Below are 24,335 nucleotides of genomic sequence, written 5' to 3'. Positions count from 1 at the left end.
GGGGGCGGGGTCAGACCACCGTCACCGGGTGGCGGACCACTGCGTCGAAGAGGTAGCCCTGCGCGTTGTGGACCGACCGATCGGGCTGCGTCCGCCCGGTCGCGTCGGTCGCCCGCGCCAGCAGCGAGGTCGCACCCGTGGCCCGCGGGGTCCACGGCACCGACCAGCGCACCCAGCCACCTCGGCGCGGGGTGTCGTGCAGCCGGGCCCGCCGCCAGTGGACGCCGCCGTCCGTACTGACGTCGATCCGGGTGACCGGGGCCCCGCCCGACCAGGAACGACCGGTCAGCAGCCGGGGCCGGTGCACGGGGACGGCGGCCCCCAGCTCCAGTTCGAAGGCGCTCTTGAGGGTCTGCCGGGTCAGCGGGGCACTGCCCTCCGCCGGGTGCTCGGGCCCGAACAGCCGGTACAGGTCGGTGTTCCACGGCGAGTACAGCGGCTCGTCGCTCACCTCGATGTCCCCGACCCACTTGATCGACGAGATCCCGACCCAGTCCGGGACCACGAGGCGGACCGGCCCGCCGTGGTCGGGCGGCAGCGGCTGCCCGTTCATCTCGTAGGCCAGCAGTACGTCGTCCAGCGCCTTCGAGACGGGCAGCGGGCGCCGCACCCGGCCCAGGTTCACCCCGTTCGCCACCACCTCGTCGTCCAGCCCGCGCGGCAGGACGTCCACGGCCCCCCGGGTCACGCCCGCCAGGCGCAGTACGTCCGACAGCCGCGCACCGCGCCAGCGCGCGACGCCGATCGCCCCCAGGGTCCACGCGGTGCCGGTGACGGCTTGGCCCTGCTGCGTGGTGTAGAAGCTGCGGCCGTTGCCCGCGCATTCGATGAACAGCGTCCGCTCCACCGGCCGCAGGGCGCGCAGCCGCTCGTACGACAGCTCCAGCGGGCCGCCCGCCAGCCCGTCGCCCCACACCTTCAGCCGCCACGCGGCGGCATCGATCCGCGGGGTGGCGGTGTGGTTGCGCACGAAGAACCGGTCGATCGGGGTGAGCGGGCCCGTGCCGCGCAGCGCTGCGAAGTTCGTCTCCGCGTTCGTACCGCGCAGGGTGAACAGCTCGGGCGGCAGCGGCTTGACGGTGCGCGGCACCGGGTCGGCGACGGGTGCGTCCGGCGCTGCCCAGGCCGTGCCGCCGCCCGCGGCCGCACCCAGCGATCCGGCGGCGGCCCCCACTGCGAACAGCTTCAGCAGATCACGGCGGTCCACTCCGGCGGAGCGGGCGCGGCCGCGCGCCCACTGCCGCAGGCGCGTGCGGTCGTACCGGCTCTCGTCCGACAGATCGAGGGGCATGGCAGGAGCACTCCTTGGTCGCGGTTCCCACGGACCGTAGAGCCCGGGACGGGCCGCGGGAACCTTCCCGCGCCGATGTCCACGAACCCGCAACACTGCCGCAACGGCCGATTACCGCTGGTCGGCGGAGATTCGGCAGGATGTGGGCATGACCGAGATCCTTACCCCCCGACTCCTCCTCCGCCGCTGGACCGAAGACGACCTCGTCCCCCTTTCGGAGATCAACGCCGACCCGGAGGTGATGCGCTGGATCGGCGAGGGCGAGACCCTCGACCTGGACGGGACGGCCGAGGAGATCGAGCGCTGGGAGGAGGAGTGGGACGAGGAGGGCTTCGGCCTCTTCGCCGTCGAGCTCCTCGGCTCCGGCGAGCTCATCGGTGCCGTCGGCCTCTCGGTCCTCGAGAACCTGCCGGACGCCCGCGCCGACGTCCAGATCAGCTGGCGGCTCGGCCGCCAGTACTGGGGCCAGGGCTATGCCTCCGAGGCCGCCCACGCCACCTTGGAGTTCGCGCTCCAGGACCGCGGCCTGGACCGGGTCGTCGCGATCAACCGGATGAGCAACACCGATTCGGAGAACGTGATCCGCAAGCTGGGCATGGTGACGGAACGCGACACCGTCGATCCGCGGTACGGGACCTCGGTGCGGGTCCACGGCATCGACCTCACCGAGTACGAGGCCTGATCCGCGTCCCTGATCCCCGCGGCCGCATCAACCGATCGGCCGACCCCGGGGTCCTCCGGACCGCCCGCCCGCTCCGTCCACCGGTCGGACCCGCCGGGGCGCCGGCCCGGCGAGCATGGACCGGGGGAGCGGGAGGACGTACCCGGCCCTCCCCGCCCCGGAGCCGAGAGGGACACCATGAACGCGCACGACCGACTCCTCCTCGACGGGGCCCGCCGCGGCGACGCGGCGGCGGTGGGCGCGGCGCTCGCCGCGGGCGCCGCCGTGGAGGCCCGCGACGAGGCGCTGCGCACACCACTGCTGCTCGCCGCGCTCGGCGACCACGTGGCCGTGGCCGAACTGCTGGTCGCCGCCGGAGCCGACCCGAACGCCCCGGACTCCCGGGAGGACAGCCCCTGGCTGGTCACCGGCGTCACCGGCAGCGTGCGGATGATGCGCCTGCTGCTGCCCGCCGGACCGGATCTGAAGCAGCGCAACCGCTTCGGCGGGACCGCCCTCATCCCGGCCGCCGAGCGCGGGCACACCGCGTACGTGCGCGCCGTGCTCGAGGCGACGGACATCGACGTCGACCACGTCAACCGGCTCGGTTGGACCGCCCTGCTGGAGGCGGTGATCCTCGGCGACGGGGGTCCGCGCCACGAGGAGGTCGTCGCGGTTCTCCTCGCGGCGGGCGCCGATCCGCTGCTGCCCGACCACGAGGGGGTGACCCCGTACGAGCACGCCGCCCGCCGGGGCTTCGACGGCATGGCGCGGGCCCTGAAGGCGGCGGCCGACGCGGCGGAAGCCGGGCGGGGCCGGTGAACCGCCGCGCGCCGGGCGACCGTACCCCCGCCCGCATTCGTACCAGCATCCTTACCCGCGGGCGCGGCGCGCTCGCGGCGCTCGCCGCGACTTTGCTGCTCGGCTCCTGCTCCCCGAACGCGGTGCCCGCGCCGCCGGCCCCGGCGCCCTTCGCCGCCTCCCCGCTGCCCGCCACCGCCCCCACCCCGCAGGGCTTGCTGCTGACCGCCGACTTCGGGGCCGGCACCGTGACCTTCGTCGACCCGGAGCGCGGCGCGGTCGCCTCGGTCACCGTGGGCAGGGCCCCCTACGGTCTTGCCGTGGGTACGGACGGCCGGGCGTGGGTCGCCACCGCCGAGGGCGTGGCCGTCGTCGACACGCGCACCCGCGTACGGCTGGCCCTGATCCCGCACCGCTCCGACACCGGCCCGGTCACCGACGGCGAGTACCGCGGCGGCGGCATGGGCATCGCGCTCTCGCCCGACGGCGCGCACGCCTACGTCGGGGTCAACGTCCCCGGCACCACCGGGGTCCTGGAGGTCCTCGACACGGCGAGGAGCGAGGTCACCGCCGCCGTACCCGTGGGCCGGCGCCCCTTCGACGTGGACGTGTCACCGGACGGCGCCGAGGTCTACGTGACCGGCCACGACTCCTTCGACGTCACCGTCGTCGCGGCCGACTCGCTGAGCCCCCGCCGGATCGAGGTCGCCCCCTACGGCACCGAGGGCGGGCTCGGCTCCTGGCTCAAGCCGCACTACGCCGTCGTACGCCGCTCCGACGGTCAACTGCTGCTCCCCTTCGAGGGCGAGCGGCTTGCCGTGGTCGACCCGCGGACCGGGCGGACCCGGATCGAACCGATGACCGCCGACACCCACCAGCACGGCGCCGCCGGCACGGCCGACGGCCGGCTCCTGGTGGTCGGCACGGGCGCCGTGCGGCCGGGCGACGGCCGCGGTCCCTCGCTGACGGTCCGTTCCCCGGACGGCGCCGAGCGGGTGTACCCGTTGCAGGGCCCGCACGAGGACGTGGCCGCATCCCGTGACGGCCGGACCGCCTACGTCACGGGCGGCTACACCCGGGACGGGTACTGGAACGGCATCACGGTCGTCGACCTCGACACCGGGGCCACCCGCCGACTCGCCGCGGGCGCCCGGCCCCTGGGCATCGCCGTCCTCTGAGCCGTCCTCCGAGCGTCCCCGAGCAGGCGCCTCAGCCCGGCGCCACGGCCCCGCCGCCCGCGCGGACCGCCGCCAGGGCGGCGGCGTGCAGGGCGGCCGGGTCGCCCCGGTGGGCCCGGGGGCTCCCGGTGAGCGCGTACCACTCGTCGGCGTCCTCGTACTGGACCTCGAACCGGACCAGGCCCCCGGCCACCTCCGTGGTGCGCAGCGTGAGGGGGCCGGTGATCACGCCGACCTCGTCGGTCATGGCGCCGCCCGGCCCGGCGAGCACCTCGTCCTGCCAACGGTGCGGCTGCGTCATGAGGCGCAGGTGTCCAGCATCGCGGTGAGCATCTTCTTCTCCGGTTCGGTGACGGTCAGTCCGTACGTGGACTTCACCGTGGTCCAGGCCCGCCCGTACTGGCACCAGCTCGCCTTGTCCGGCGGCTGCCACAGATCGGGGCTCTGGTCGCCCTTGGAACGGTTCGAAGCCGCGGTCACGGCCAGCAGCTGAGGATGGGTCAGGTCGTTGGCGAAGGCCTTGCGCCGCGCGGAGTCCCAGCCGGCCGCGCCGGAGCGCCAGCCCTCGGCGAGCGGCACCATGTGGTCGATGTCCATCTTCCCCGCGTCCGTGACGACCGCCCCGTCGTAGAGGCTCTTCCAGTTGCCGGACACGGCCCTGCACTCGGCGTCCTGGGTGACCCCGGTGCCGTCGCGCCCCAGGACCACCTCACGGGTGTCGCACTTGTTGCCCTGCTGCGCCCAGTGCGTGAACTTGTCCCGGCTGTAGCCGGCCATCGTGCCGACCGGCGCCACCTTGAGCGCCGCCAACTGGGTCCGCGCCACGGCGGCGGTGACCATACCGGGCAGTACGTCCCCACCGGCCGGTTTGGCGTCGTCGCCGGGTGAGTCCGGCGCCTTCGGGGACTTCGGCGCGGCCGCGGACGACGAGCCCGCGGGCGCGGACGCCTTCGGGTCCCCGCCGTCCGGCGCGATCGGACCGGAGCACCCGGTGGCAGCGGCCAGCAGCAGCGCCACCAGCACCGCACCCGGCACGCGTATCTGACGTCCCATAACCCCACCCCGAGCCGGTACCGCTCCGCACGCTGTCCCGGGAACCCTACCCAGAACCGGACAATCAACCTACCGAGGGCCCTCCGGCGGGCGTTGTCAGTGGCTCTCGCTAGTCTCCCGACATACCGCAGCTCAGGGGGGTCGGCTCCCCCCTGTCAGGGCTGCGCGGAACCGGACGGGACAGGCGGAGGGGCACGGTCTGATGGCATGGCTGGCGGCGGGCGAGGGGTACGAGATCGCCCTGGTGGAGGGACGGGTGGCGGCGAGGTCCGCCACCGGGCGGACGGCGGGACGGCAGTTGAAGACGCTGCCCAAGGCCCTGAAGGACCATCCCGAGGTGGACCGGCTGCGCAGGCTGGCCGAATGGCTCGACCGGCACGAGGCGGCCTGCGCCGCACAGGTGGACGGCTGGATGGTCTCCTCGCTGCCCGTGCCGACCGAACTGCTCGCCCGGGTCTGGCCGGACGAGGCCTGGCAGAGCGCCCTGCGCGATGTGGCGGTCGTCGGCGACGACCCCGACGAGGTGGGCTTCCTGCGGGACGCCACCGCCTCCGGTGAGCTGAAGGTGGTCAACCTCGACGGCGAGACCGTCCGGCTCTCCCCCCGCACGGTGACCCTGCCGCACCCCGTGCTGCTGCCGGACCTCGACGACGTACGGGACTTCGCGGCCGAGCTGGGCATCGTGCAGCGGGTCGAGCAGATCCACCGGGCCACCTGGCACAAGCCCGCCGAGATCGCCCGCGCCGCCACCGAGGTCCGCGACTACGCGGGCGGGGCCTTCCCCACCCGCTTCAGCCTCGCCGCCCGGGCCACGGGCCTCGGCTACCGGGTCTCCGGCGGCTACGCCACCTGCAAGGTCCGGGACTCCGGGACCGGCACCGAGGCCGCCGTGTGGATCGGCGAACCCTATTACGACGACGAGACCACCACCGGCGCACTGAGCTGGCACGACGAGGACGGCCGGGCGGTGCGCCTGACGGAGGTCGGACCGGTGGCGTGGTCCGAAGGCATGCGGATGGCCGCGGCGCTGTACGCCGGGCGCAAGATCGAGGAGGGCGGGGACGCGTGAGCACCCACCAGGAAGACACCGACATGAACAAGGCCGAACTGCTCCTCAAGGCCGGAGCCGTACTGCCGCGGGACACCACCGGCGCCGGTCCCGACGTCGTGGAACTGACCGCGCGCTCCTACCGCCACCCCGGCCTCGGCGACGACCGCGTCGTGGTCCGGCTCGCTCCCGGCGAACTGGGCGCTGCCGAGGACCTCGCCGCCGGCTTCCTCGGACTCGTACGGGACGAGGGCGAGCCGCCCGTCGTCGGGCTGAGCAAGCGCCAGGCGCTCGGCTTCCCCGAATGGGTCCTGGTGCACCACCCCGAGGACGGCCACCACGCCCTCGCCGTCGTCCCCGAGCTTGACCGGATCGCCCGGCAGGCCAAGACCAAGCCCAAGGCCGCCCTCGACGCCTGCCTGGAGCTGGCCGGCCGCCTCGCCGCGGCCGTCCCGCACTTCCTGCCCCTCTTCCACGAGCAGGCCGCCCGGCTCTTCCTCGCCGTGGAGAACACCACCTACGCCGCCCAGCTGTTCGGGCGCGCCCGGGATGCCGAGGCCCAGTACGGGCTGGCCATCGACGAGGACCGCCTCGACGCCGTCTTCCTCGAATTCGCCCTCGTCGGCGCCCTGCCGGTGAAGGTGCTCACCGGCTACGGCAAGGCCCTGGCCGGCCGCGTCACCCCCGCCGAGGCCTACGAGCGCTTCCGCCGCCTGTGCGTGCGCCGCACCGCCGGCGGGCTGCCGCCCTCCGCCCAGGCCGCCGCCGAACTGCGCCGCCTCGCCCGCGCCGCGGGCCTGACCGGCACCGAACCCGAGCAGGACTACCTCGCCGAACTCCTGCCCCTGCCCGCCACCATGCGCGCCGCGCTCGGCTGGTGGAAGGCGCACCGCGGCGCCCTCGTGGCGCTCGCCCGCCGCGTTCCCGCCGTTCGCGGCACGCTCCTCGGCCTGACCCCGCCCAGCGGCGACGGCGGCGAGTTCACCAGCGTGTGGCTGGAGGTCTTGGAGGAGGCCGGCGTCACCGCCGGCCTCGTCGACGGGGACCTGCCCGCCGAGCAGCGCTGCGCCGACGGCACCGCCGGCTGGCTGGAGCGCTTCCACGCCGCCCGCCACTCGGGCTGGGGCCGGCGCCCCACGCTCCCGCTCCTCCTCGACCTCGTCGAGCGCTGCGCCGGGCAGCTGCGCGCCGAACTCGCCCGCCCCGAACGGGAAGCGGGCCTGCGGATCGGCGTCGAGGACACCGACCTCCTCGACCTGCTGCTCGCCCTGGACGTCCCGGTCGCCGACCCCGAAGCCGACAGCGAGCACCGGCGCCACCGGTACGACCACCTGAACCTGTCCGAGTGGGCCGCCGGCGACCAGCGCCGCGACCTGCTCGCCCTCGCCGCCGACCAGCGCTTCCACCCCGCCTTCCGGCGCGCGCTGAGCAACATCGGCGACGGCAGCGCGGACGTCGTCCGGTGCGTCGCCGCCTCGGCCGGCGGCCGCCCCCTGCTGGCCGCATGGATGCGCGACGTCGCCGTCGCCTCCACCGCCGCCGGTCTGCCCGGAGTTCCCGAAGCCATCGCGCGGCTGGGGTGGCTGCCCACCGAAGCCCTGGAACTCGCCCCCGAGGAAGTGGCCGCCGCCGCGGCCGCGGACCTCGCCGAAACCCTCGCCCGTACCCTGCGCGGCGGCCTCTTCGAGGAACTGGCCTGGCCCTCCTGGGAGGAGGCCCTCGCCGAACTGAGCCCCGGCCAGGGCCGGGAGGCCCTGACCGTGACGGAGGCCTGGCCCTACCTGATCGTCGCCAACCAGACCCAGGTCCGGGTCATCGACGCCGACTCCACCGTCCTCACGCACGACCTGCGCGTGCCGACCGGTACCAACTACAACCACGGCTTCCACTACGTCGACGGCGAACTGCTCGTCTTCTGGTCCTCCTGGAGCAGCAACGGCACGCAGGGCTACTGGCACCACTCGCCCGGCACCGTCCTCACCCTGGACACCGACCGCAGCCACTGGTCGCTGCGCAGCGACCACCTCTCCCTGCCGCTCCCCGGCGGCGGCCGCACCACCGGCAGCGGGGTCCTGCACCGCGGCGACACGAAGCTGCCGGACGAGCGGCCCCTGCTGTCCGACGGCACCTCGTACTGGGTGTGGCACCGGCGCGACGAGGAGAACGACACCGGCTGGCGCGAGTACGACCCCGTCGGCGGGACCTACGGGCGCTCCTCCCTGCCCGCGTTCTTCGCCGACGCGCTGCGCGCCGACCCGGACAGCGCCCGCCGCGGCGGGTCCTCCAACCGGCTGCGGCCGACTCCCACCGTGGCCGGCTCGGTCCTCGGCGAGCCCACCGACGGCCTGCTCGGCTGGCGCACCGTATGGCGCCGCGACCACGGCTGGGAGGGCACCGACACCGGAGGCCGCACCGTCTCCGTGCCCGAGGGCCGCGAGGCGCCCGTCGCCGCCCTCGCCTTCCCCGGCGACGACCGGCCCCGCGCACTGTCCCAGCACTGGCAGGAGCTGAGCATCACCGACCCGGATGGGGTGGTCACCGCCCGCTCGCGCGACGGCCACCGCCGGCGCTCCGCCTTCGGTACGGGCAGCGTGGACCTTCCGCCGCTTTCGCACTGGTACGCCCTGCGCCCCCGTGACACCGAGGGCTCGGCCGTCCTGCGCGCCGCCGACCGGGAGACCGTGGCCGCCCTCCTCAAGACGGCCGCCGCGGCCGACAAGGCCGCCGACCTGCCCGAACTGGTGAGCGCGGCCCTGCCGAAGATCACCGCCCCCGCGCTCATCGGCGGAATCGTCGAGGTCCTCCGCTTCACCCTCACCCAGCAGAAGGCCCTGGACGCGATCGCCGCCCGGCTCCACCCGGACGACACCCCCGTCGAGGAGCGCGAGCAGGGCCCCGGCGACCGGCTGATCGCCGACGGACTCAGCGGTCTCATCGGCGCCGGCTACTACCGCTGGGGCGGCGAGAGCGACGCCGCCCACTACACGCTGAGCGAACTCGGCGCCGCCCGCGCACGGACCGACGCCACCCCGGTGCCCGGCCTGCTGCACTTCGACGCGCCCGCACTGCCGTACTGGTCCTTCACCTGGACCCCGCTGCTGGACCAGCCCGCGGCCGTCGCCTACCGCGCCGTCACCGTCGCGCCCACCGACGAGCAGCGGGAGGGGCTGCTCACCCTGCTCGGCACGGTCGACGCCCTCGGCCTGGCCTCGGCCGAGGGCTCCGCGGACCGCTGGCGCCGGGTCCTGCTCCGCCTCGACCGGCAGCACCTGCTCACCCCGGACGGCGAGCGCAACGTCCACCACCGCAGCCTGCTGCCGCTGGGCGGCGGAGCCGTCCTCGCGCTGACCGAACACAGCGAATCGGTGCCCGATGGCCACGAGTTCGGTGCGCTCCTGTACGACCCCACGGGCCGGTTCACCGTCCCCGGCCCCTACACCGTCCGCGGCGACGCCCCGCTCGGCGACCGCGAACGCGGCGCCGGCTGGCTGACCGCGTTCCTCGCCGCGGCCGCCGAACACGGGCCCGTGCCCTTCCGCCCCGAAGCCGCGGAGGAGTTCGCCCGACTCACCGGGGTCTCCGGTGCCCTCGCCCGCCTGGTGGTCGCCGGACTCCCGGGCGTCGACAGCTACGAACGCAACTTCCTGACCCCCGAACTGCGCACCGCCCTCGGGGTCAAGGCCACCGACGCCGCGTACGCCCGCGACGAGCTCAAGAACCTCGACACCGAGCTGCGGCGTGCCGTCGTCGGGGCCCTGCTCCCCGCCGACCCGGCGCAGCTGTGGAGCGAGGGACCCGACGTCGCCGCCGCCGCGGAGATCTGGAACCGGCGCGTGGGCCGTCGTACCCCCGTGCCCGACTGGCTGGCCACGGAAGCGGCGCGCGCCGTGGGCGGCAGCTGGCCCGCGCACCGCGCCCTGGCCGCGCTGCTCGACCCGGCCGCCTCGCGCGAGCTCTCCGTCGACGTCGCTTGGGGGGTGAAGGGCGACCACGTGGAGCCCGCCGAGCCGGCCACCACCCCCTTCACCACGTCCGTCCTGACCGGAACCCTGGCCATGGCGTCCTGGCTGGCCCACCGGCTGCCCGCGGGCGATTCCGTACGAGCGGCCCTGCCGCCCGTACTGACGGCCGTACGGCAGCGGCTCGCCGGGCCCGAACTGCTCCTGGAGATCGGGCACTACACCAGCCTTCCCGACTTCCGGAAGGCGGCGGGCACGCCGACCGAGACCGGCGAGGGCTACGAGCGGTACGGCGCCGTCGTCATGGCCACCCACGACGACCAGCCCAAGCCCGCACTGCGCCCGGCCCTGCTCGACTCCACCGGCTCCGACCCGTACCTGCCGGCGCTGCGCGGCGAGGACCAGCGGCCCTCCGCCGCCGAGACGGCGCTGCGCACCGCCCACGACCCGCGCTTCGCCGCGCTGCTCGCCGATCCGGGCGCCCCGGCGGCCGGTGCGACGGACGCGGACGGCACCTGGTGGCCGCAGGACCCGAGCCGCTCGGTCCCCGCACTGGTGGAGGAGGCGAGCGCCCGACACGGCCTGGGTGCCGACGCGGCCACCCTCTACCTCATGCTGCTCGCCATGCCCGACCCCACCGACCGCAACACGGCGCGGTGGACCGGCTGGAAGCCGGCCCGCATCAAGGCCGCCCGCGCCGAACTGGCCGCCACCGAACTGGTGGTGACGGCCGGCCGCAGCCGGGCCGGGCGCTCGCTGTTCCTGCCCGGCGGCTGGGCCGACATGCCCTCTCCGACGCTGCCGGTGGAGCAGTGGAAGCTCCCCATGTACGGCCTGGGCGCCGCTGGCCGGCCCCCGCTGGGCGTGCTCGTCCCGGCCGAACCGACCGCGGAGCTCTACCGCCGGGCCTGGCAGCGGGTCCAGGAGGGCGACCTGCCGCGCTTCGAGGAGCTCAAGGTGAAGCGCACCCGCGCCCGCCGCCGCTGAATCGGCCGTCCCCGGGCCGCCGCGGGCCGCCCGGGATTCCCGTACGGCGCGGCGCACCTGCCCGCAGGTGCGCCGCGCCCCCGCACCGATCTCCCGCCACACCTTCTCCGTTTCCAGAGGAACCGATGACCGTCACCGAAGAAACCGCCCCCGCCGCCCGGCAGGTGCTGCCCGCCGAGGAGCGCCACGCCGCCGAGCTCGCCTTCCTCGCGGCCCAGGACCCGGGCCCCCGCCCGCCCGGCTGGGCCCTGACCCCGCGCGCCGTCGTCACCTTCGTCTGCGGCAGCGACGGAGCCGAGCTCGCGCTGCCGGGGCGCCGCCGCGCCGGCCTCCCCGCCAAGCTGGTCATCGCGCCCAAGTTCGTCGGCGAACGCGCCCTCGTGGAGCGCTGCGTCGTCACCCTGGCCGGCGAGCGCGGCCTGCTCCTCACCGGCGAGCCCGGAACCGCCAAGTCGATGCTGTCGGAGCTGCTGGCGGCCGCCGTCAGCGGCACCAGCGCCCTCACCGTGCAGGGCACGGCCGGCACCACCGAGGACGCCTTCCGCTACGGCTGGAACTACGCGCTGCTGCTGGCGCAGGGTCCCACCGCGCAGGCCCTGGTCGACTCCCCGGTGCTCTCCGCCATGCGCACCGGACGCGTCGTCCGCGTCGAGGAGATCACCCGTTGCCTGCCCGAGGTGCAGGACGCGCTGGTGTCGATCCTGTCCGACCGGCGGCTCAGCGTGCCCGAACTGACCGCCACCGAGGACGCTGTGGTCTCCGCGGCCCCGGGCTTCACCGTCATCGCCACCGCCAACCTGCGCGACCGCGGCGTCTCGGAGATGTCCGCCGCCCTCAAGCGGCGCTTCAACTTCGAGACCGTCGCCCCGATCGCCGACGCGGACGCGGAGGCCACCTTGATCCGCCGCCAGGCGGTGGCCGCCGTCCAGCGGGCCGGCGCCGCCTTCGGGGTCGACGACGCCGTGCTCGACGCGCTCGTCACCGTCTTCCGTGACCTGCGCTCCGGCCGTTCCGCGGAGGGCTGGGACGTGGAACGCCCCGGTACGGTCATGTCCACCGCCGAAGCCGTCCAGGTGGCGGCCTCGCTCGGGGTCGCCGCGGCGTACCTGCCGGGCGGGGACGTGCTGGACCTGCTGCCGGGGCACCTGCTGGGCGTCGTACGCAAGGACGATCCGGCCGACCACGGGCGGCTGCTGGGGTACTGGGACGGGCCGGTCCGGCGCCGCGCCGAGGACGGTTCGCCGATGTGGCGCCGCCTCTGGGACCTGCGCGGGAGCCTGCGTTGACGCACACCGACCCGCGCGCCGCGGTCGACGCGCTCGCCGCGGCCCGTGAGCCGTACCTCATCGGGGTGCGCCACCACAGCCCCGCGCTGGCCGCGGTGGTACCTGCCCTGCTGGACGCCTCGGGCGCCGACGTGGTCTGCGTCGAGCTCCCGGCGGAGTTCCAGCCCTGGCTGGAGCACCTCGCCGACCCGGAGACCGTCGCCCCGGTCGCCCTCGCGGGCACGGGGGAGGACGGGCGCCTGGCGTTCTACCCGTTCGCGGACTTCTCCCCGGAACTGGCCGCGATCCGCTGGGCCCGTGCGGCCGGCGCGGCCGTCATCTGCTGCGACCTCCCGCTGTCGGACCGCGGCTGGACCCACCCGACCGCGGACCCGACGGGGTCGCCGGCCGCGGACCCCGCCGCGGCGCCGGCCCTGGGCCCGGTCCCGGACCCCGTCGCTGCTACGGCGGCGGGCCGGGCTTCGGCCTCGGGCCAGGCCTCCGGGCAGGGCTCGGCCCACGCCCAGGTTCCGGTCCCGGCCACGGCCACGGCTCCTGACTCGGTTTCGGGCAGGGCCTCCGGGCAGGGTCGGGGCCAGGCACTTGCCTCGGTTTCGGGTCCGGCGCCTGGCTCGGACTCGGCCACGGGCACGGGGTCGGTCGCGGACCCCGGTTCGTCCCCGGCCACGGAACCGGGCCGGAACCGGGACGCGCTCTCGGACCAGGGTTCCGGGCAGGGCGCGGGCCGGGTCTCGGCCACGGCCCCGGACCGGGACACGGTCCCTGCCGGTGGGTCCTTCGCGGACGCTCTGACAGCCGCAGGTACGGGGCGCGACGGTGACGACCTGTGGGACCGCGCCGTCGAGGTCCTCGCACCGGGTTGCACCCCGGAAGCCGTACGCCGTGCGGCGCTCGGCGTCGGCTGGGCGCTGCGCGCGGACACGAACGGCGTACCGGCGACCGACCTGGCCCGCGAGGCGCACATGCGGAGCGTGATCGCGGGCGCCGTCGCCGCGGGCCACCGCGTGGCGGCGGTGATCGGGGCGTTCCACGCCCCGGTCCTCCCGGGCACGGCCGCCGCCGGCTCGGCTGGACACGGCTCCGGCTCCGCCCTCGGTTCCCGCTCGGGCTCCGCCCCGGGTGGCGGCTCCGGTGACCCGGTCGATTCCGACCTCGGCTGCGGCTCGGGTCAGGCTTCCGACACGCACGCCGCCCACGGTTCCGGCACCGGCGACGGCCAGCCTTCTGACATCGCCTCCGGCACCGCGTCCGCCTCCGGCACCGGCACTGGTTCGGGATCCGGCCACGGCTCCGACTTCGGCTCCGCCCCCGGCACTGGCGACGGCACCGGCGACGGGCAGGCTGCTGACGTCGGCTCCGCCCACGCCTCCGGCTCAGGCCCTGGCACTGGCTTCTCCTCCGGCACGGGCACGCGCACGCGTACCGGCAGCGATGCCGGTGCGGGATCCGGCCACGGCTCCGCCCACCGCGCCGACGCAGTCACGGCCCTCGGGCCGAACCAGGTCGTTCCGGGCCCCCGGCACGGCAGGACCGCCGCCTCCGGGACGCCGGCCGCGGGCGCGGCCCCGGCCGTCACCTCCTTCGTGCCGTACTCCTTCGACCTGCTCGACTCCCGTTCCGGTTACCCCGCCGGGATCCGGGACCCCCGTTGGCAGCAAGCCGTCCTCGAAGCCGGTGGTGACCCCGACCGGGTCCGCGAGGCCGCCTCCGTCGCCGTCACCGGGCTCTGCCGGGAACTGCGTCGCGCCGGGCACACCGCGGGCACCGGCGAGGCCGCCGAGACCCTGCGGCTCGCCTGCGACCTCGCCGCCCTGCGCGCGCTGCCCGCGCCCGGCCGCGGCGAGCTCCTCGAAGCCGTCACCACCGTCCTCGGACAGGGCGAACCGCTCGGCCGCGGCCGAGCGCTGGCCCGCGCCCTGGAGGCCGTGCTCGTCGGCACCGCCCGCGGCCGGATCACTCCGCACGCCCCCCGCTCCGGCCTCGGCCCCTCGGTCGAGTCCGAGCTCGCCGCGCTGCGGCTGCCGTCCCCCGAGGACCCCGCGCCCCGCGAGATCCGCCTCGACCCGCTCCGGTCCGCCCTCGACGGCCGCCGCGAGGTCCTGCTGCAACGTCTCCTCGTGTGCGGCGCCTCCTACGGGGAGCCCCTCACCGTCGCCGCCACCGGCGACGGCACCGCCCTCGGCACCAAGTGGCGGCTGTCCTGGACGCCTTCCGTCCCGGCCCGGCTGGACCTCGCCGGAGTGCGCGGAGTCACCGCCGCCCAGGCGGCCGCCGGCACGCTGTGGGACACCGCCCGCCGCGCCGCCGCCGACGGCGGGCCGACCCCGGCGCAGATCCTCGCCGGTCTGGCCGCCGCCGCGCGGTGCGATCTGCCCGACCTGGTCGACGTACGCCTCCACGAGGCGGCCACCGCCCTGCCGCAGACCGCCACCCTGCCCGAACTCCTCGACGCCCTCGACCTCCTGGAGGCCCTCCACCGCGGCCACCTGCCCGGCACCTCCGCCGCGGCCCGCACCGCCTCCGCGGACCTCGCCGACGACCTCCTCGAAGCGGCCGTGCGCTGCCTGCCCGGCCTCGCCGGGAGCGAGGACCCCGCCGACGCGGCCGCCCTCGTGGCCCTCGCCGACCGGGCCGCCGCCCACCACCTGGGCCTGCGCACGGACGACGCCCTCGCCGACCTGGCCGCCACCGCGGCGCCGATGATGCAGGGCGCGGCCCTGGCCGTACGGGTCCTGCTCGACCTCGACCCGGCCGCCGAACTCGGCGGCCGCGCCGCCGGATGGATCGACGGCGCGGGCACCGCCGACAGCCGGCGCGCCCTGACCCGGCGGCTCGGCGGACTCCTCACCGCCGCCGGGCCTCTGTTGCAGTCCTCCCCGGCCGCCCTCACCCCGCTCCTCGACCGCGTCGAGCACCTCGCCGACCAGGACTTCCTCGATCGGCTCCCGGCACTGCGCGGCGGTTTCGACGCCCTGTCGCCCGCCGCCCGGGACCGGCTGCTCGACACCGTCACCGAGCGCCTCGGCGACCGGATCGACCTCGCGCTCGACGCGTCACCCGCCCTCCTCGCCCTCTGGGCCGCGGCAGACGCGGCCGGACTCGCCGCCCTCAAGGCCCTCCCGCTGCCCGGAGCGGACACGCCGACGCCGGCTCCGGCCGCCGAAGCGCCGGAAGCCCCGTGCGCGCCGGCCCCCCGGGCCGCCGGCCCGCGGCTCGCCCCCGCCGACCGCTGGCGGCTGCTGCTCGGCCGCGAGCGGGACCGGCTCCCGGCGGGCGCTCGCCGCTACGCCCACGCGCTGGACGAGCTGTACGGAGCGGGGCGCGGCGAAGGCGCCGCCGACCTCGACTTCGGCCAGGGGCGCGGCCAGGGCGGCGGCCAGGAGGCCTCCTTCCCCACCGCCCGGGAGTGGTCGCAGGAACTGGAGGCGCTGTTCGGCGCCGACGTACGGGAGGAAGTGCTGGCGGGAGCGGCCGAAGCGGGCCGCACCGACGTCCTCACCCAGCTCGATCCGGCGGCCGTACGGCCCTCGGTGGAACTGCTGAGCTCCGTACTGTCCCTCGCCGGCGGGCTGCCGGAGGCCCAACTCGCCCGACTGCGCCCCCTGGTCAGGCGGCTCGTCGACGAACTCGCCAAGGAGCTCGCCACCCGGCTGCGTCCGGCCCTCTCCGGCCTCGCCACCCCGCGCCCCACCCGGCGGCCCGGCGGCAAGCTCGACCTGGCCCGCACCCTGCGCGCCAACCTCGCGCACACCCGGCGCCGGCCCGACGGCAGCGTGGTCGTCGTCCCGGAGCGGCCCGTCTTCAGCACCCGGGCGAGCCGCGAGGCCGACTGGCGGCTGATCCTGGTCGTCGACGTCTCCGGGTCGATGGAGGCCTCCGTCATCTGGTCGGCGCTGACCGCGGCGGTGCTGGGCGGCGTACCGACCCTGTCCACCCACTTCCTCGCCTTCTCCACCCAGGTCGTCGACCTCACCGACCGGGTGGAGGACCCGCTCTCCCTGCTGCTGGAGGTCCGCGTCGGCGGCGGCACGCACATCGCCGCCGGTCTCGCGCACGCCCGCTCCCTGATCACCGTCCCGAGCCGCACCCTCGTCGTCGTGGTCAGCGACTTCGAGGAGGGCGCGCCCATCGGCGGGCTCCTCGGCGAGGTCCGCGCGCTGGCCGCCTCGGGCGCCCACCTGCTGGGCTGCGCCGCGCTCGACGACGACGGGACGCCCCGGTACTCGGTCCCGGTCGCGCGGCAACTCGTGGCGGCCGGGATGCCCGTGGCCGCCCTCAGTCCCCTCGCCCTCGCCCGCTGGGTGGGCGACCGCCTCCGTGGAGAGTCCCGTTGAGCACCGAACTGCCGCCCGTCGCCCCCGAGGTGCTCGCCGAAGCCGTCGAGAACCTCACGCCCCGCCTGCGCAAGAAGCTGGACGCCGCCACCGAGGGCTGCGCGGCGGGCGCCGTCCTCGCGGCCGACGGCACCGTCGCCCTCCGTTTCGGCGAGGACGCCCTCGTCACCCTGAGCCCCGGTCCGGCGGGCACGATCACCACGGCGGACCAGGCCACGTGCAGCTGCCTGCTGGCACCCCGCTGCCTGCACCGGGCCGCCGCCCTGGGCGCGGCCCCGCTCGCGGACACCCCGCCGGAGCCGGTCGCGACGGCCGAGCACGCCGTGATCGCCGCGCCCGCCGAGCCCACCGGGGCCGCCGAGCCCACCGGGGCCGCCGAGCCCACCGGAGCCGCGGAACCCGTCGCGTCCCTCGAGCCCGCGGGAACCACCGGGCCCGCTGCAACCCTCACGGCGGCCCAACTGCGCGCCGCCGGCGCCCTCTGGCACGTGGCCGCCGAAGCCCTCGCCGCCGGGGTCACCGCCGGGGGAGCGGTGGTCCAGGCCGAGCTGCTGCGCGCCGCCCACACCGCCCGCCTCGCCGGGCTGCCACGTGCCGAGGCGGCCGCCCTACGGGTCGTACGCGGCCTGCGTGCCGCCCGCGAACGCCGGGCCGGCCAGCGGCTCGGCGACCTCACCGGGGCCTTCCGCGAGCTCCTCCACACGGCCGGGATGCTGGCCTCCGGCTCGGCCGACCCCGCGCTGACCGGCACCAGCCGGCGCGCCTACGCGCCCGGCGGCAGTCTCCAGGTGCACGGCCTGTGCCGGGAACCCGTGCTCTCCGCCACCGGCTACGGCGGAGTGGTCACCCACCTGCTGTCCCCGGACGGCACCCCCTACTCGGTCTCCGACGTCCGACCCGGCGGCCTGGCCCGCGCCCGCGGCGCCGGCTCGGCCTCCGTGGCCCTGGGCGGCGCCACCCTCGACCATGCCGGCCTCGCCCGCGGTGGCCTGCGCATCGTCGGCGCGACCGTCTCCCCGGAAGGCCGGCTCGGCGCCGGACGCGGGGTCAGGGCGACCCCGCTGCCCGGGATCGCCTGGACCGAAGGGCCCGCGGCGCCGCTCTTCGCCCGGCCGGCAGCCGAGGCCGTCGCCGAGCTGCTCGCCGCCCCGGAGCCGGCCGAGTCCGCGCTGCTCGGCTGCGACGTCACCGTCGTCGGGGCGGCCGGCGAACACCTCCTCGTGCGCGAGACGCGCCCGGACGCGCCCCTGCTGCGGCTGTTGCCCGCGCATCCGCACCCGGAGCTCGCGCACACGGAGAACCTGCGTCGCATCGCCTCGTACCCCGGGCTGGTGCTGCGCGTGCTGGGCCGCCCCGACCTGGACCGCACCGCCACGCTGCGGCCCCTGGCCGTGGGCCCGGTGCCGGGCGCGGAGCACACGCTGCGGCTGCCCGAGGAATGGCTGGGCCGGGCCGACCTCGGTTACGACCGCCTTCAGGGCGCGCACTTCCCGCAGGGGGACGCCGCCCCGGTACCGCTCCCGGCGGCCGAAGGCCCGGACCCGCTGGCCGACTCCCCGCTGTGGCGGGTGCGCCGTCTCCTGGAGACCGGGGTCGCCGGTGGCCGCCGCGCGGTCGCCGAGGCGGCCCGCGGCACGGAGTCCTTGGCCGCCGCCTCGTACGGTCCGCTGCGCCGGGCCGGGCTCACCGGGGCGGCGGACCTGGCCGCCGCGCTGGCCGCCGAGGCCGACCGCCGTTCGCGCAACGTCTTCGGCCGGCTGGCCGACCCCTCGCCCGACGGCTACGCCTGGGCCTGGCTGGCCGCTGCCACCCATCTGGCGGCGGCGGAACGCTGCTTGATCGCCGCGTCCTGGGCGGCGACGCCGAACGCCGGCGCGGTCAGCGGGCGCTGACGGCCGGGGTCAGCCTGCGGGCCAGGAGGTCCAGGGCCGCCGTGACCTCGCGGACGGTGTCCGGCTCCGGGGCGGTTCCGTCGGGACCGGTCAGCGCCGCGGCAAGGGCGTCGTCGATGGTGGTGGACCGGACCTCGGCGACCCGGGCGGAGGGTTCGGCGGCGGGCCGGATGAGGCGGCGGCGCCGGTCGGCGGGGTCGGGCTCCGTGTCGACCGAGCCCGCCTGCTCCAACCGGGCGACGGCCGTGGAGACCTGACTTTGCGGCAGGCCCGTCCGCGCGGCGATCTCGCCGACCGTGGTCCCCGGGTGGGAGACGACGTCGCCGAGGACGACGACCACCGAGCGGACCGATCCCGGCGGTCCCGACTTCGGCTGGGGCATCGCCTGTTCGCCGATCTTCATGAGGGTGCGTCCCAGGAGGAACGCTTCGACTCCGTTCATGAGCAGCAGAGTACATCTGAATAGATGCATCCGTCTTGATGCATCCATTCAGATGGATTACTGTCGTGTCGTCAGCCGGAAGGACCGATGACACCTCAGCCAGGGGGACTCGCCATGCTCACGACCACCGCCACCACCGCCACCACTGCTGTCACCCGCACCCTCGCCGTCCCGGGCGCCACCCTGCACTTCCAGGTGGAGGGCCGCGGCCCCGTCCTCCTCCTCTCTCAGAGCGGCGAGGGCGACGCGGACCGCACGGTCGACCTCGTCCCCCACCTGACCGACACCTTCACGGTCGTCACCTACGACCGCCGCGGCCTGTCGCGCAGCACCCTCCACGACCCCGCCGGGCCCGTCACCATGGCCGAACACGCGGACGACGTCGCCCGACTGCTCGCCGAGGTCACCGACGGGCCGGCACTGATGGCCGGGTTCAGCATGGGCGCCGCGATCGGCCTCCAGGCCGTGGTCCGCCACCCGGGCCTGCTGGGCACCCTGATCGCACACGAGCCCGTGATGCCGAACCTGCTGGCCCCGGCGGACCGCGCGGAGCACCTCGCCGAGCTGGCGGCCATCCAGGACGTCTACGCGGCCGGGGGCCTGCCGGCGGCGTTCCCGGCGATCGCCCGCCACCTGGGCATCGAGCCCGCCCACGACGAGACCGAGGGCGGCCTCACCCCCCAGCCGCTGACCCCGGGCCGACGGGCCAACTTCGGCTTCTTCATCGGAACGGAGTTCACGGCCGTCACCACGGACGCCCTGGACCCGGCGGAGCCGGTACGGGCCGCGGCGCGTGCCGGTACGAGGATCGTCGCGGCGACGGGGCGGACGACCCGGCCGACGGTCCACACCTACCGCTGCGCGCTGGCGCTGGCGGCGCGACTGGGCGCGGAACCGGTCGAGTTCCCCGGCGGCCACAACGGGAACACCGCGTTCCCCCGGGCGACGGCGCAGACGCTGAAGACGCTCCTCGGCCAGTGATCTCCTCCAGGACCTGCGCGGTGCTGGTCGGCGGCTACTCGGAGCGCAACCAGGCCCGCAGCACGTCGAGGTCGGCTGCCGTCAGGCCCCACCCCGGATCGACCCGGTGCAGGAGTGCCCGGCCCGGGTGTCGGTCGGCCATCCAGGCCCGGTCCGCGCCGGTGATCTCGTCGTCGACCCAGATGAAGGGCCGCCCGGCGGCGTGCTCGAGGAGCGCGGGGGTCTTCCAGTGGATCCCGCCCCGCCCGTCCTCCTCGGACGGCTCCGGCCAGACCACTACGGGCAGCTCCGGCAGACCGAGCCGGGGCGCGACGCACTCGTTGGCCTCCGCCATCCAGGTCGTGGCCCACACCAGCTCGCAGGGCAGCGCCGCAAGCCGGGGCCCGAGCGTCGCATCGATCCGGGCGAGCAGGGGATGGGCGTCGTCGCCGGGCGGGTACGGGCCGGCCCCGAAGGGGATCAGGGGGCCGTCGACATCGAGGTAGAGCAGGGGGAGGGGCGGGGAACCGGTCATGCGGCCACCGTAGTCCTCCCGGGCATGGGGAACGATCTTGATGTGGTGGGCGTGATCGAGCGGCTGTGGCGGTACCCGATCAAGTCGACCGGCGGCGAACGGCTGCACCGCGCGGACGTCGACGAGCGGGGCCTGGTGGGCGACCGGCTGTTCGCCGTGCGCGACGCGGAGGGCAAGTTCGGCTCGGGCAAGAACACCCGGCGCTTCAGGCGGATGGACGGCCTGCTCCACCTGCGCTCCCGCTACCCCCGCAGCGCCCCGGAGCCGGGTCCGCCGGAACTGCTCGACCCGCACGGGAACGTGGTGGCCGACCCCACGGCGTACCTGCGCAGCCACCTCGGCCGTGACGACGTGGAGCTCGCCCGCGAGGGGGAGGTCTCGCACTTCGACCAACTGCCGCTCAGCGTCCTCACGACGGCCACCCTCGACTGGATCCGCCGCGAGGTGCCGGGCGTACCGGTGGACGAGCGCCGGTTCCGCCCGAACGTCCTCGTGCGTACCCCGCCGGGCACCCCGCCCTTCGTCGAGGACGAGTGGATCGGGTGCGAGGCCGTCGTGGGGGACGCCCTCCGCATCGCGTTCCTGCGCTCCAGCGAGCGGTGCGTGATGACGAACCAGGCCCAGCAGGACCTGCCGCACTCGCCGCTGGTCCTGAGGGCGATCGCCAGGGCGCACGGCAACCGGCTCGACGCGCTCGCCAGGATCGTCACCCCGGGAACGGCCCGGGTCGGGGACCGCGTCGTGCTGGGCTGAGAGCGCCGGAGCGGGCGGCCCCGGCCGGCCGGACCGTACGGCCGGGGACCGGGCCCGGGGACCGGTGACTAGGCCCGCCCGGCGCACCTCAGCCGTTACCGGGCGGGAAACAGACGGAAGCGCGAGTTGGAGCCGTTGTCGGAGCACGGGGCGAGACGCATGGGATCGCCCGCGTTCTGACCCGTCATGGTCGAGCAGTTCTTCGACGCAGCCCTCGGCTGGAACTGGTAGTAGTTGCCGAAGTCGACGCCGACGATGTTGAAGGCGCTGTCGTTGCTGTCGCACTTGTAGAGCTTGATCTCGGCGCCGACCGCACCGCCGCTGGTCCAGTTGTTCAGACAGAACTGCGGCCACGCGGCGCTCTGGATCTTGAAGTAGTGGGCGCCGGCGTCGACGCGGTTCCACTTCTGGGCGTTGGTGCCGTTGCACCACCACTGCTGGACGACCTGACCGTTGTACGGATTGCTCTGCGGGATGTCGAGGCAGAGACCGTCCGAGATGTTGATCGTGATGTCGTTCTGGGTGACGGCCTGGGCCGGGGCCGCGACCAGGACCGTGCCGAGGGTGGCGGCGGCCATCGTGGCCAGGGCGGCAGTGCGCATGCGCATGAGTGATTCCCCAGGGTGTATCGAGGCGGAGGACGTCCCGTCGGAACGGTCCCCGCTGGCGGGGCCGGACGGCGTCAGGAGCGAACCTAGTCAGCCCACGGACCCTTTTCCCGTCCCAGAGCCTCGTGGGACGTCCCGAGACGGCATGGGGCGGGCCCATGTGAGGCGGATCGCGACCACGAGGTGGAACCCGGGCCGCCACGATCGCCTCTTGCTGACCAAAGGGGGGATGGACATGACCAAGACAGCGGTGTCCGTGACCGGGCGGCTGGTGGTGGCGGGGCTCATGTGCGCCGCCCTGGCGGCCTGCGGGACCACACGGGCGGGACAGGCCGCGCCGCCCGCGGACGGCGTACCCGTGCTCGCTCAGGCGGAGTGCGATCTCGACGTGCCGACCGATCAGGAGACGGGCGGGTACGCGGGTCCGCCGACGGATCAGGAGACGGGCGGGTACGCCGGTCCGCCGACCGATCAGGAGACGGGTGCCTACGTGGGCCCGCCGACCGATGGCCAGGTGGCCAACGGCGGTGGCCCCTGTGGCCCGGCGGATTGGTTCGACATGACCCGCGACTTCACCGCCTACTACCTGAAGCACGAGGCCGACGACGGGCACGCGGACTCCGAGGTGATCAAGGAGGTCCGCGTCCGCAAGGTGCGCACGGTCGGCGAGGCGAGGATCACCTTCACCACCGAGGAAGTGGGCAAGAGCCGGGGCGATGCCGCACGCGCGATCGCCAAGGTGTTCGCCGCCTGGCGGCACGAGGTCTACGGGGACACGGGCACGGTGACGCTCCAGACCGCGACGGGCGGGCGGCTGAACGTCACCGAGTCCTGGTGACCCCGGGCCACCGCGCGTCCCAGAGCGCGCAGTGGTGCTCCGTCCGCGCGTCCACCGTACGGATCCCGCCCGCCCCCGGCGCCAACGACAACGCCGAGGCCGACGTCCGGTCGCGCGGCCACCGCGGCGCTCCCGGCGCTCCCGGCGCCGCCGGAACGCCCGTGCGGGCGAAGGCGGTCCAGTAGTCGGTCATCCGGTCGGCGAGCTGTCGCTGCGGTCCGGTCAGCGGCGCGATCGTGAACAGGTAGGGCAGTTCGAAGCCGTGGGTCGCGCCGTACGGCAGGTCCGGCGGCTGCGGCAGGCCCGTGAAGTCGGGCGCGCCGCGGTCGCTGAACCGGTACGCGTACACCGGCACGTGCCGGCCCAGCGCCGCGCCGTCCCGCAGCGTCGGGCAGACGAACGACACGTCGGTCAGTACGGTCGCCCACGCCAACGCCGGGGTCGCGAAGGCGGTCACCGGATAGTCGGCCTCCACCGCGCGGGCGGTCGGCGCGTCGAAGGACAGCTCCAGCCGGGCCCGGTAGGCGGCCTCGTCGGGGATCGGGTACGCCGCCAGGGTCTGCGCGAGGAAGAGGCGCATCTCGTCCTGGGTGGTGCCCTGGATGACCGGCACCCGGTGGAACCGGCCGGCCTCCAGCGCCCGCCGTGGCTCCAACGGCAGCACGCCGCCGCCGTAGGAGACCAGCGAGAAGCGCTGCATCAGTTCGGCGGTCGCCAGGGTGTCGGTGTCCAGCCCGCGCAGACAGTCCAGCACCCCGCCGGGACGGTCGCAGCCGAGCCGGGCCGCCACCAGGACGCCGTCCGCAACCGTGCGCCGCTCCGGGACGAAGGGCTCGTACGTGCCGAGGCCGGGCAGGAGGGACCGCGGCGGTGCCGTGGTCGAGCACGATCCGCTCTGCACGATCGCCCGGTGGAACAGGCCCGCAGAGGCGGGGGAAGTCAGGTGCGCGCAGACGCTGAGGGCTCCCGCCGATTCCCCGAAGACGGTGACGTTGCCCGGGTCCGCGCCGAAGCGGGCCGCGTTCGCCCGCACCCAACGCAGCGCCGCCCGCTGGTCCGCGAGGGCGAAACCGGGCGCCCCGCCGAGCTCCGGATGGCCGAACAGGCCGAAGACGCCCAGCCGGTAGTTCACGGTCACGACCACGACGCCGCCCCGAGCGGCCAGCCGCTCGGGCCGGTAGGCGTCGCTCGAGCCGCTGAAGAAGCCGCCGCCGTGGAACCACACCATGACGGGCCGCCCCCGGCCCCCGGCCGCGGCCCCGCCCGCCGGAGCGGTGACGTTGAGATACAGGCAGTCCTCCGAGCCGGTCGGCCCGCCCGGCCCGATCGCGGGCAGCTGCACGCAGCGGGGACCGGGCGCCCGGGCATCGCGCACGCCCTCCCAGCGCGGCGCCGGCTCCGGCAGCCGCCAGCGCAGCCGACCGGTCGGGGCAGCGGCGAAGGGGATCCCCTCGAAGGTGTCGTACGAGCCGTGCCCCAGGCCCTGCACCGGACCCCGGTCGGTCTCCACGACGGGCCCTTCCGGACCGGGCGCCGCGCCCAGCATCAGCAACACGACGGCCAGCAGGGCCCACCGGAGGCGGAACCGGCGAAAGTCGGACATGGCCGACGCCCTTTCCCTTCGGGGCCCGAGCGGAGCCCCCGTTTGCCCGCCCCGAATGGCGCAGTGAGCGAAGGCGGCCCTCAATGTAACAAAGCGTGCGGTTCCC

The 24,335-nt window shown here is 75.6% G+C and carries 18 protein-coding genes; 11 read left to right on the top strand and 7 right to left on the bottom strand.

Annotation, left to right across the window (positions count from 1 at the left end):
• Window positions 1–10: 10 nt before the first annotated feature.
• On the bottom strand, window positions 11–1,291 hold the full coding sequence (locus OG386_RS04320) for a sulfite oxidase (protein ID WP_328786821.1): 1,281 nt from the start codon (window positions 1,289–1,291) through the stop codon (window positions 11–13).
• A 148-nt stretch (window positions 1,292–1,439) separates the two neighbouring features.
• Between OG386_RS04320 and OG386_RS04315 the strand changes: the two genes are divergently transcribed.
• The 3 genes from OG386_RS04315 (at window position 1,440) to OG386_RS04305 (ending at window position 3,931) form a co-directional block, all read left to right on the top strand.
• Window positions 1,440–1,973 (top strand): GNAT family N-acetyltransferase, encoded by a 534-nt coding sequence (locus tag OG386_RS04315; RefSeq protein ID WP_328786820.1) that lies wholly within the window; start codon window positions 1,440–1,442, stop codon window positions 1,971–1,973.
• Window positions 1,974–2,150: 177 nt separating this feature from the next.
• On the top strand, window positions 2,151–2,774 hold the full coding sequence (locus OG386_RS04310; RefSeq protein ID WP_328786819.1) for an ankyrin repeat domain-containing protein: 624 nt from the start codon (window positions 2,151–2,153) through the stop codon (window positions 2,772–2,774).
• Window positions 2,771–3,931 (top strand): hypothetical protein, encoded by a 1,161-nt coding sequence (locus tag OG386_RS04305; protein WP_405790215.1) that lies wholly within the window; start codon window positions 2,771–2,773, stop codon window positions 3,929–3,931. Before OG386_RS04310 ends, OG386_RS04305 begins: the two co-directional genes overlap by 4 nt.
• Window positions 3,932–3,962: 31 nt before the next feature.
• Here OG386_RS04305 and OG386_RS04300 read toward each other — a convergent pair whose 3' ends face one another.
• Complete coding sequence (locus OG386_RS04300; RefSeq protein WP_328786818.1) at window positions 3,963–4,232, bottom strand: hypothetical protein; 270 nt, start codon at window positions 4,230–4,232, stop codon at window positions 3,963–3,965.
• On the bottom strand, window positions 4,229–4,984 hold the full coding sequence (locus OG386_RS04295; RefSeq protein WP_328786817.1) for an HNH endonuclease family protein: 756 nt from the start codon (window positions 4,982–4,984) through the stop codon (window positions 4,229–4,231). Before OG386_RS04295 ends, OG386_RS04300 begins: the two co-directional genes overlap by 4 nt.
• Before the next feature lie 202 nt (window positions 4,985–5,186).
• Between OG386_RS04295 and OG386_RS04290 the strand changes: the two genes are divergently transcribed.
• The 5 genes from OG386_RS04290 (at window position 5,187) to OG386_RS04270 (ending at window position 18,490) form a co-directional block, all read left to right on the top strand.
• Window positions 5,187–6,053: a DUF4132 domain-containing protein gene (locus OG386_RS04290; protein WP_328786816.1), complete on the top strand. Its 867-nt coding sequence runs from the start codon at window positions 5,187–5,189 to the stop codon at window positions 6,051–6,053.
• A gap of 23 nt (window positions 6,054–6,076) precedes the next feature.
• Window positions 6,077–10,978 (top strand): DNA-binding protein, encoded by a 4,902-nt coding sequence (locus OG386_RS04285; RefSeq protein WP_328793162.1) that lies wholly within the window; start codon window positions 6,077–6,079, stop codon window positions 10,976–10,978.
• Window positions 10,979–11,103: 125 nt separating this feature from the next.
• Window positions 11,104–12,264, top strand: coding sequence for an ATP-binding protein (locus tag OG386_RS04280; protein ID WP_327381005.1), 1,161 nt, complete (start codon window positions 11,104–11,106; stop codon window positions 12,262–12,264).
• Window positions 12,261–16,598: a DUF5682 family protein gene (locus tag OG386_RS04275; protein WP_328786815.1), complete on the top strand. Its 4,338-nt coding sequence runs from the start codon at window positions 12,261–12,263 to the stop codon at window positions 16,596–16,598. The genes OG386_RS04280 and OG386_RS04275 overlap by 4 nt, the downstream gene beginning before the upstream one ends.
• Entirely contained in the window at window positions 16,595–18,490 is a 1,896-nt protein-coding gene (locus OG386_RS04270; protein ID WP_328786814.1) for a hypothetical protein, read from the top strand. Before OG386_RS04275 ends, OG386_RS04270 begins: the two co-directional genes overlap by 4 nt.
• Here OG386_RS04270 and OG386_RS04265 read toward each other — a convergent pair.
• Entirely contained in the window at window positions 18,477–18,932 is a 456-nt protein-coding gene (locus OG386_RS04265; RefSeq protein ID WP_328786813.1) for a helix-turn-helix domain-containing protein, read from the bottom strand. The two genes, OG386_RS04270 and OG386_RS04265, sit on opposite strands and share 14 nt — an antisense overlap.
• Window positions 18,933–19,046: 114 nt before the next feature.
• Here OG386_RS04265 and OG386_RS04260 point away from each other — a divergent pair, with 114 nt between their 5' ends.
• The gene (locus tag OG386_RS04260; protein ID WP_328786812.1) at window positions 19,047–19,913 is read left to right on the top strand and encodes an alpha/beta fold hydrolase; all 867 of its coding nucleotides are present in this window, start codon (window positions 19,047–19,049) and stop codon (window positions 19,911–19,913) included.
• A gap of 34 nt (window positions 19,914–19,947) precedes the next feature.
• On the opposite strand, the gene OG386_RS04255 is transcribed toward OG386_RS04260, so the two are convergent.
• Window positions 19,948–20,427: an HAD domain-containing protein gene (locus OG386_RS04255; protein WP_328786811.1), complete on the bottom strand. Its 480-nt coding sequence runs from the start codon at window positions 20,425–20,427 to the stop codon at window positions 19,948–19,950.
• Between the two features lie 24 nt (window positions 20,428–20,451).
• Between OG386_RS04255 and OG386_RS04250 the strand changes: the two genes are divergently transcribed.
• Window positions 20,452–21,180, top strand: coding sequence for an MOSC domain-containing protein (locus OG386_RS04250; protein WP_328786810.1), 729 nt, complete (start codon window positions 20,452–20,454; stop codon window positions 21,178–21,180).
• Between the two features lie 95 nt (window positions 21,181–21,275).
• On the opposite strand, the gene OG386_RS04245 is transcribed toward OG386_RS04250, so the two are convergent.
• Entirely contained in the window at window positions 21,276–21,788 is a 513-nt protein-coding gene (locus tag OG386_RS04245) for an RICIN domain-containing protein (RefSeq protein ID WP_328786809.1), read from the bottom strand.
• 235 nt (window positions 21,789–22,023) lie between these two features.
• Here OG386_RS04245 and OG386_RS04240 point away from each other — a divergent pair, with 235 nt between their 5' ends.
• Window positions 22,024–22,626 carry a hypothetical protein gene (locus OG386_RS04240; RefSeq protein WP_328786808.1) on the top strand — a complete coding sequence of 201 codons (603 nt, stop codon included), beginning with the start codon at window positions 22,024–22,026 and terminating at the stop codon, window positions 22,624–22,626.
• Here the strand turns inward: OG386_RS04240 and OG386_RS04235 are convergent.
• The gene (locus OG386_RS04235; protein ID WP_328786807.1) at window positions 22,610–24,229 is read right to left on the bottom strand and encodes a carboxylesterase/lipase family protein; all 1,620 of its coding nucleotides are present in this window, start codon (window positions 24,227–24,229) and stop codon (window positions 22,610–22,612) included. The genes OG386_RS04240 and OG386_RS04235 overlap by 17 nt on opposite strands.
• Window positions 24,230–24,335 lie beyond the last annotated feature (106 nt).

Source organism: Streptomyces sp. NBC_00273 (assembly GCF_036178145.1).
Taxonomy (GTDB): Bacteria; Actinomycetota; Actinomycetes; order Streptomycetales; family Streptomycetaceae; genus Streptomyces.
The sequence above is the reverse complement of the archived record's forward strand: the minus strand, read 5'-3'. Positions and strand labels throughout refer to the sequence as shown.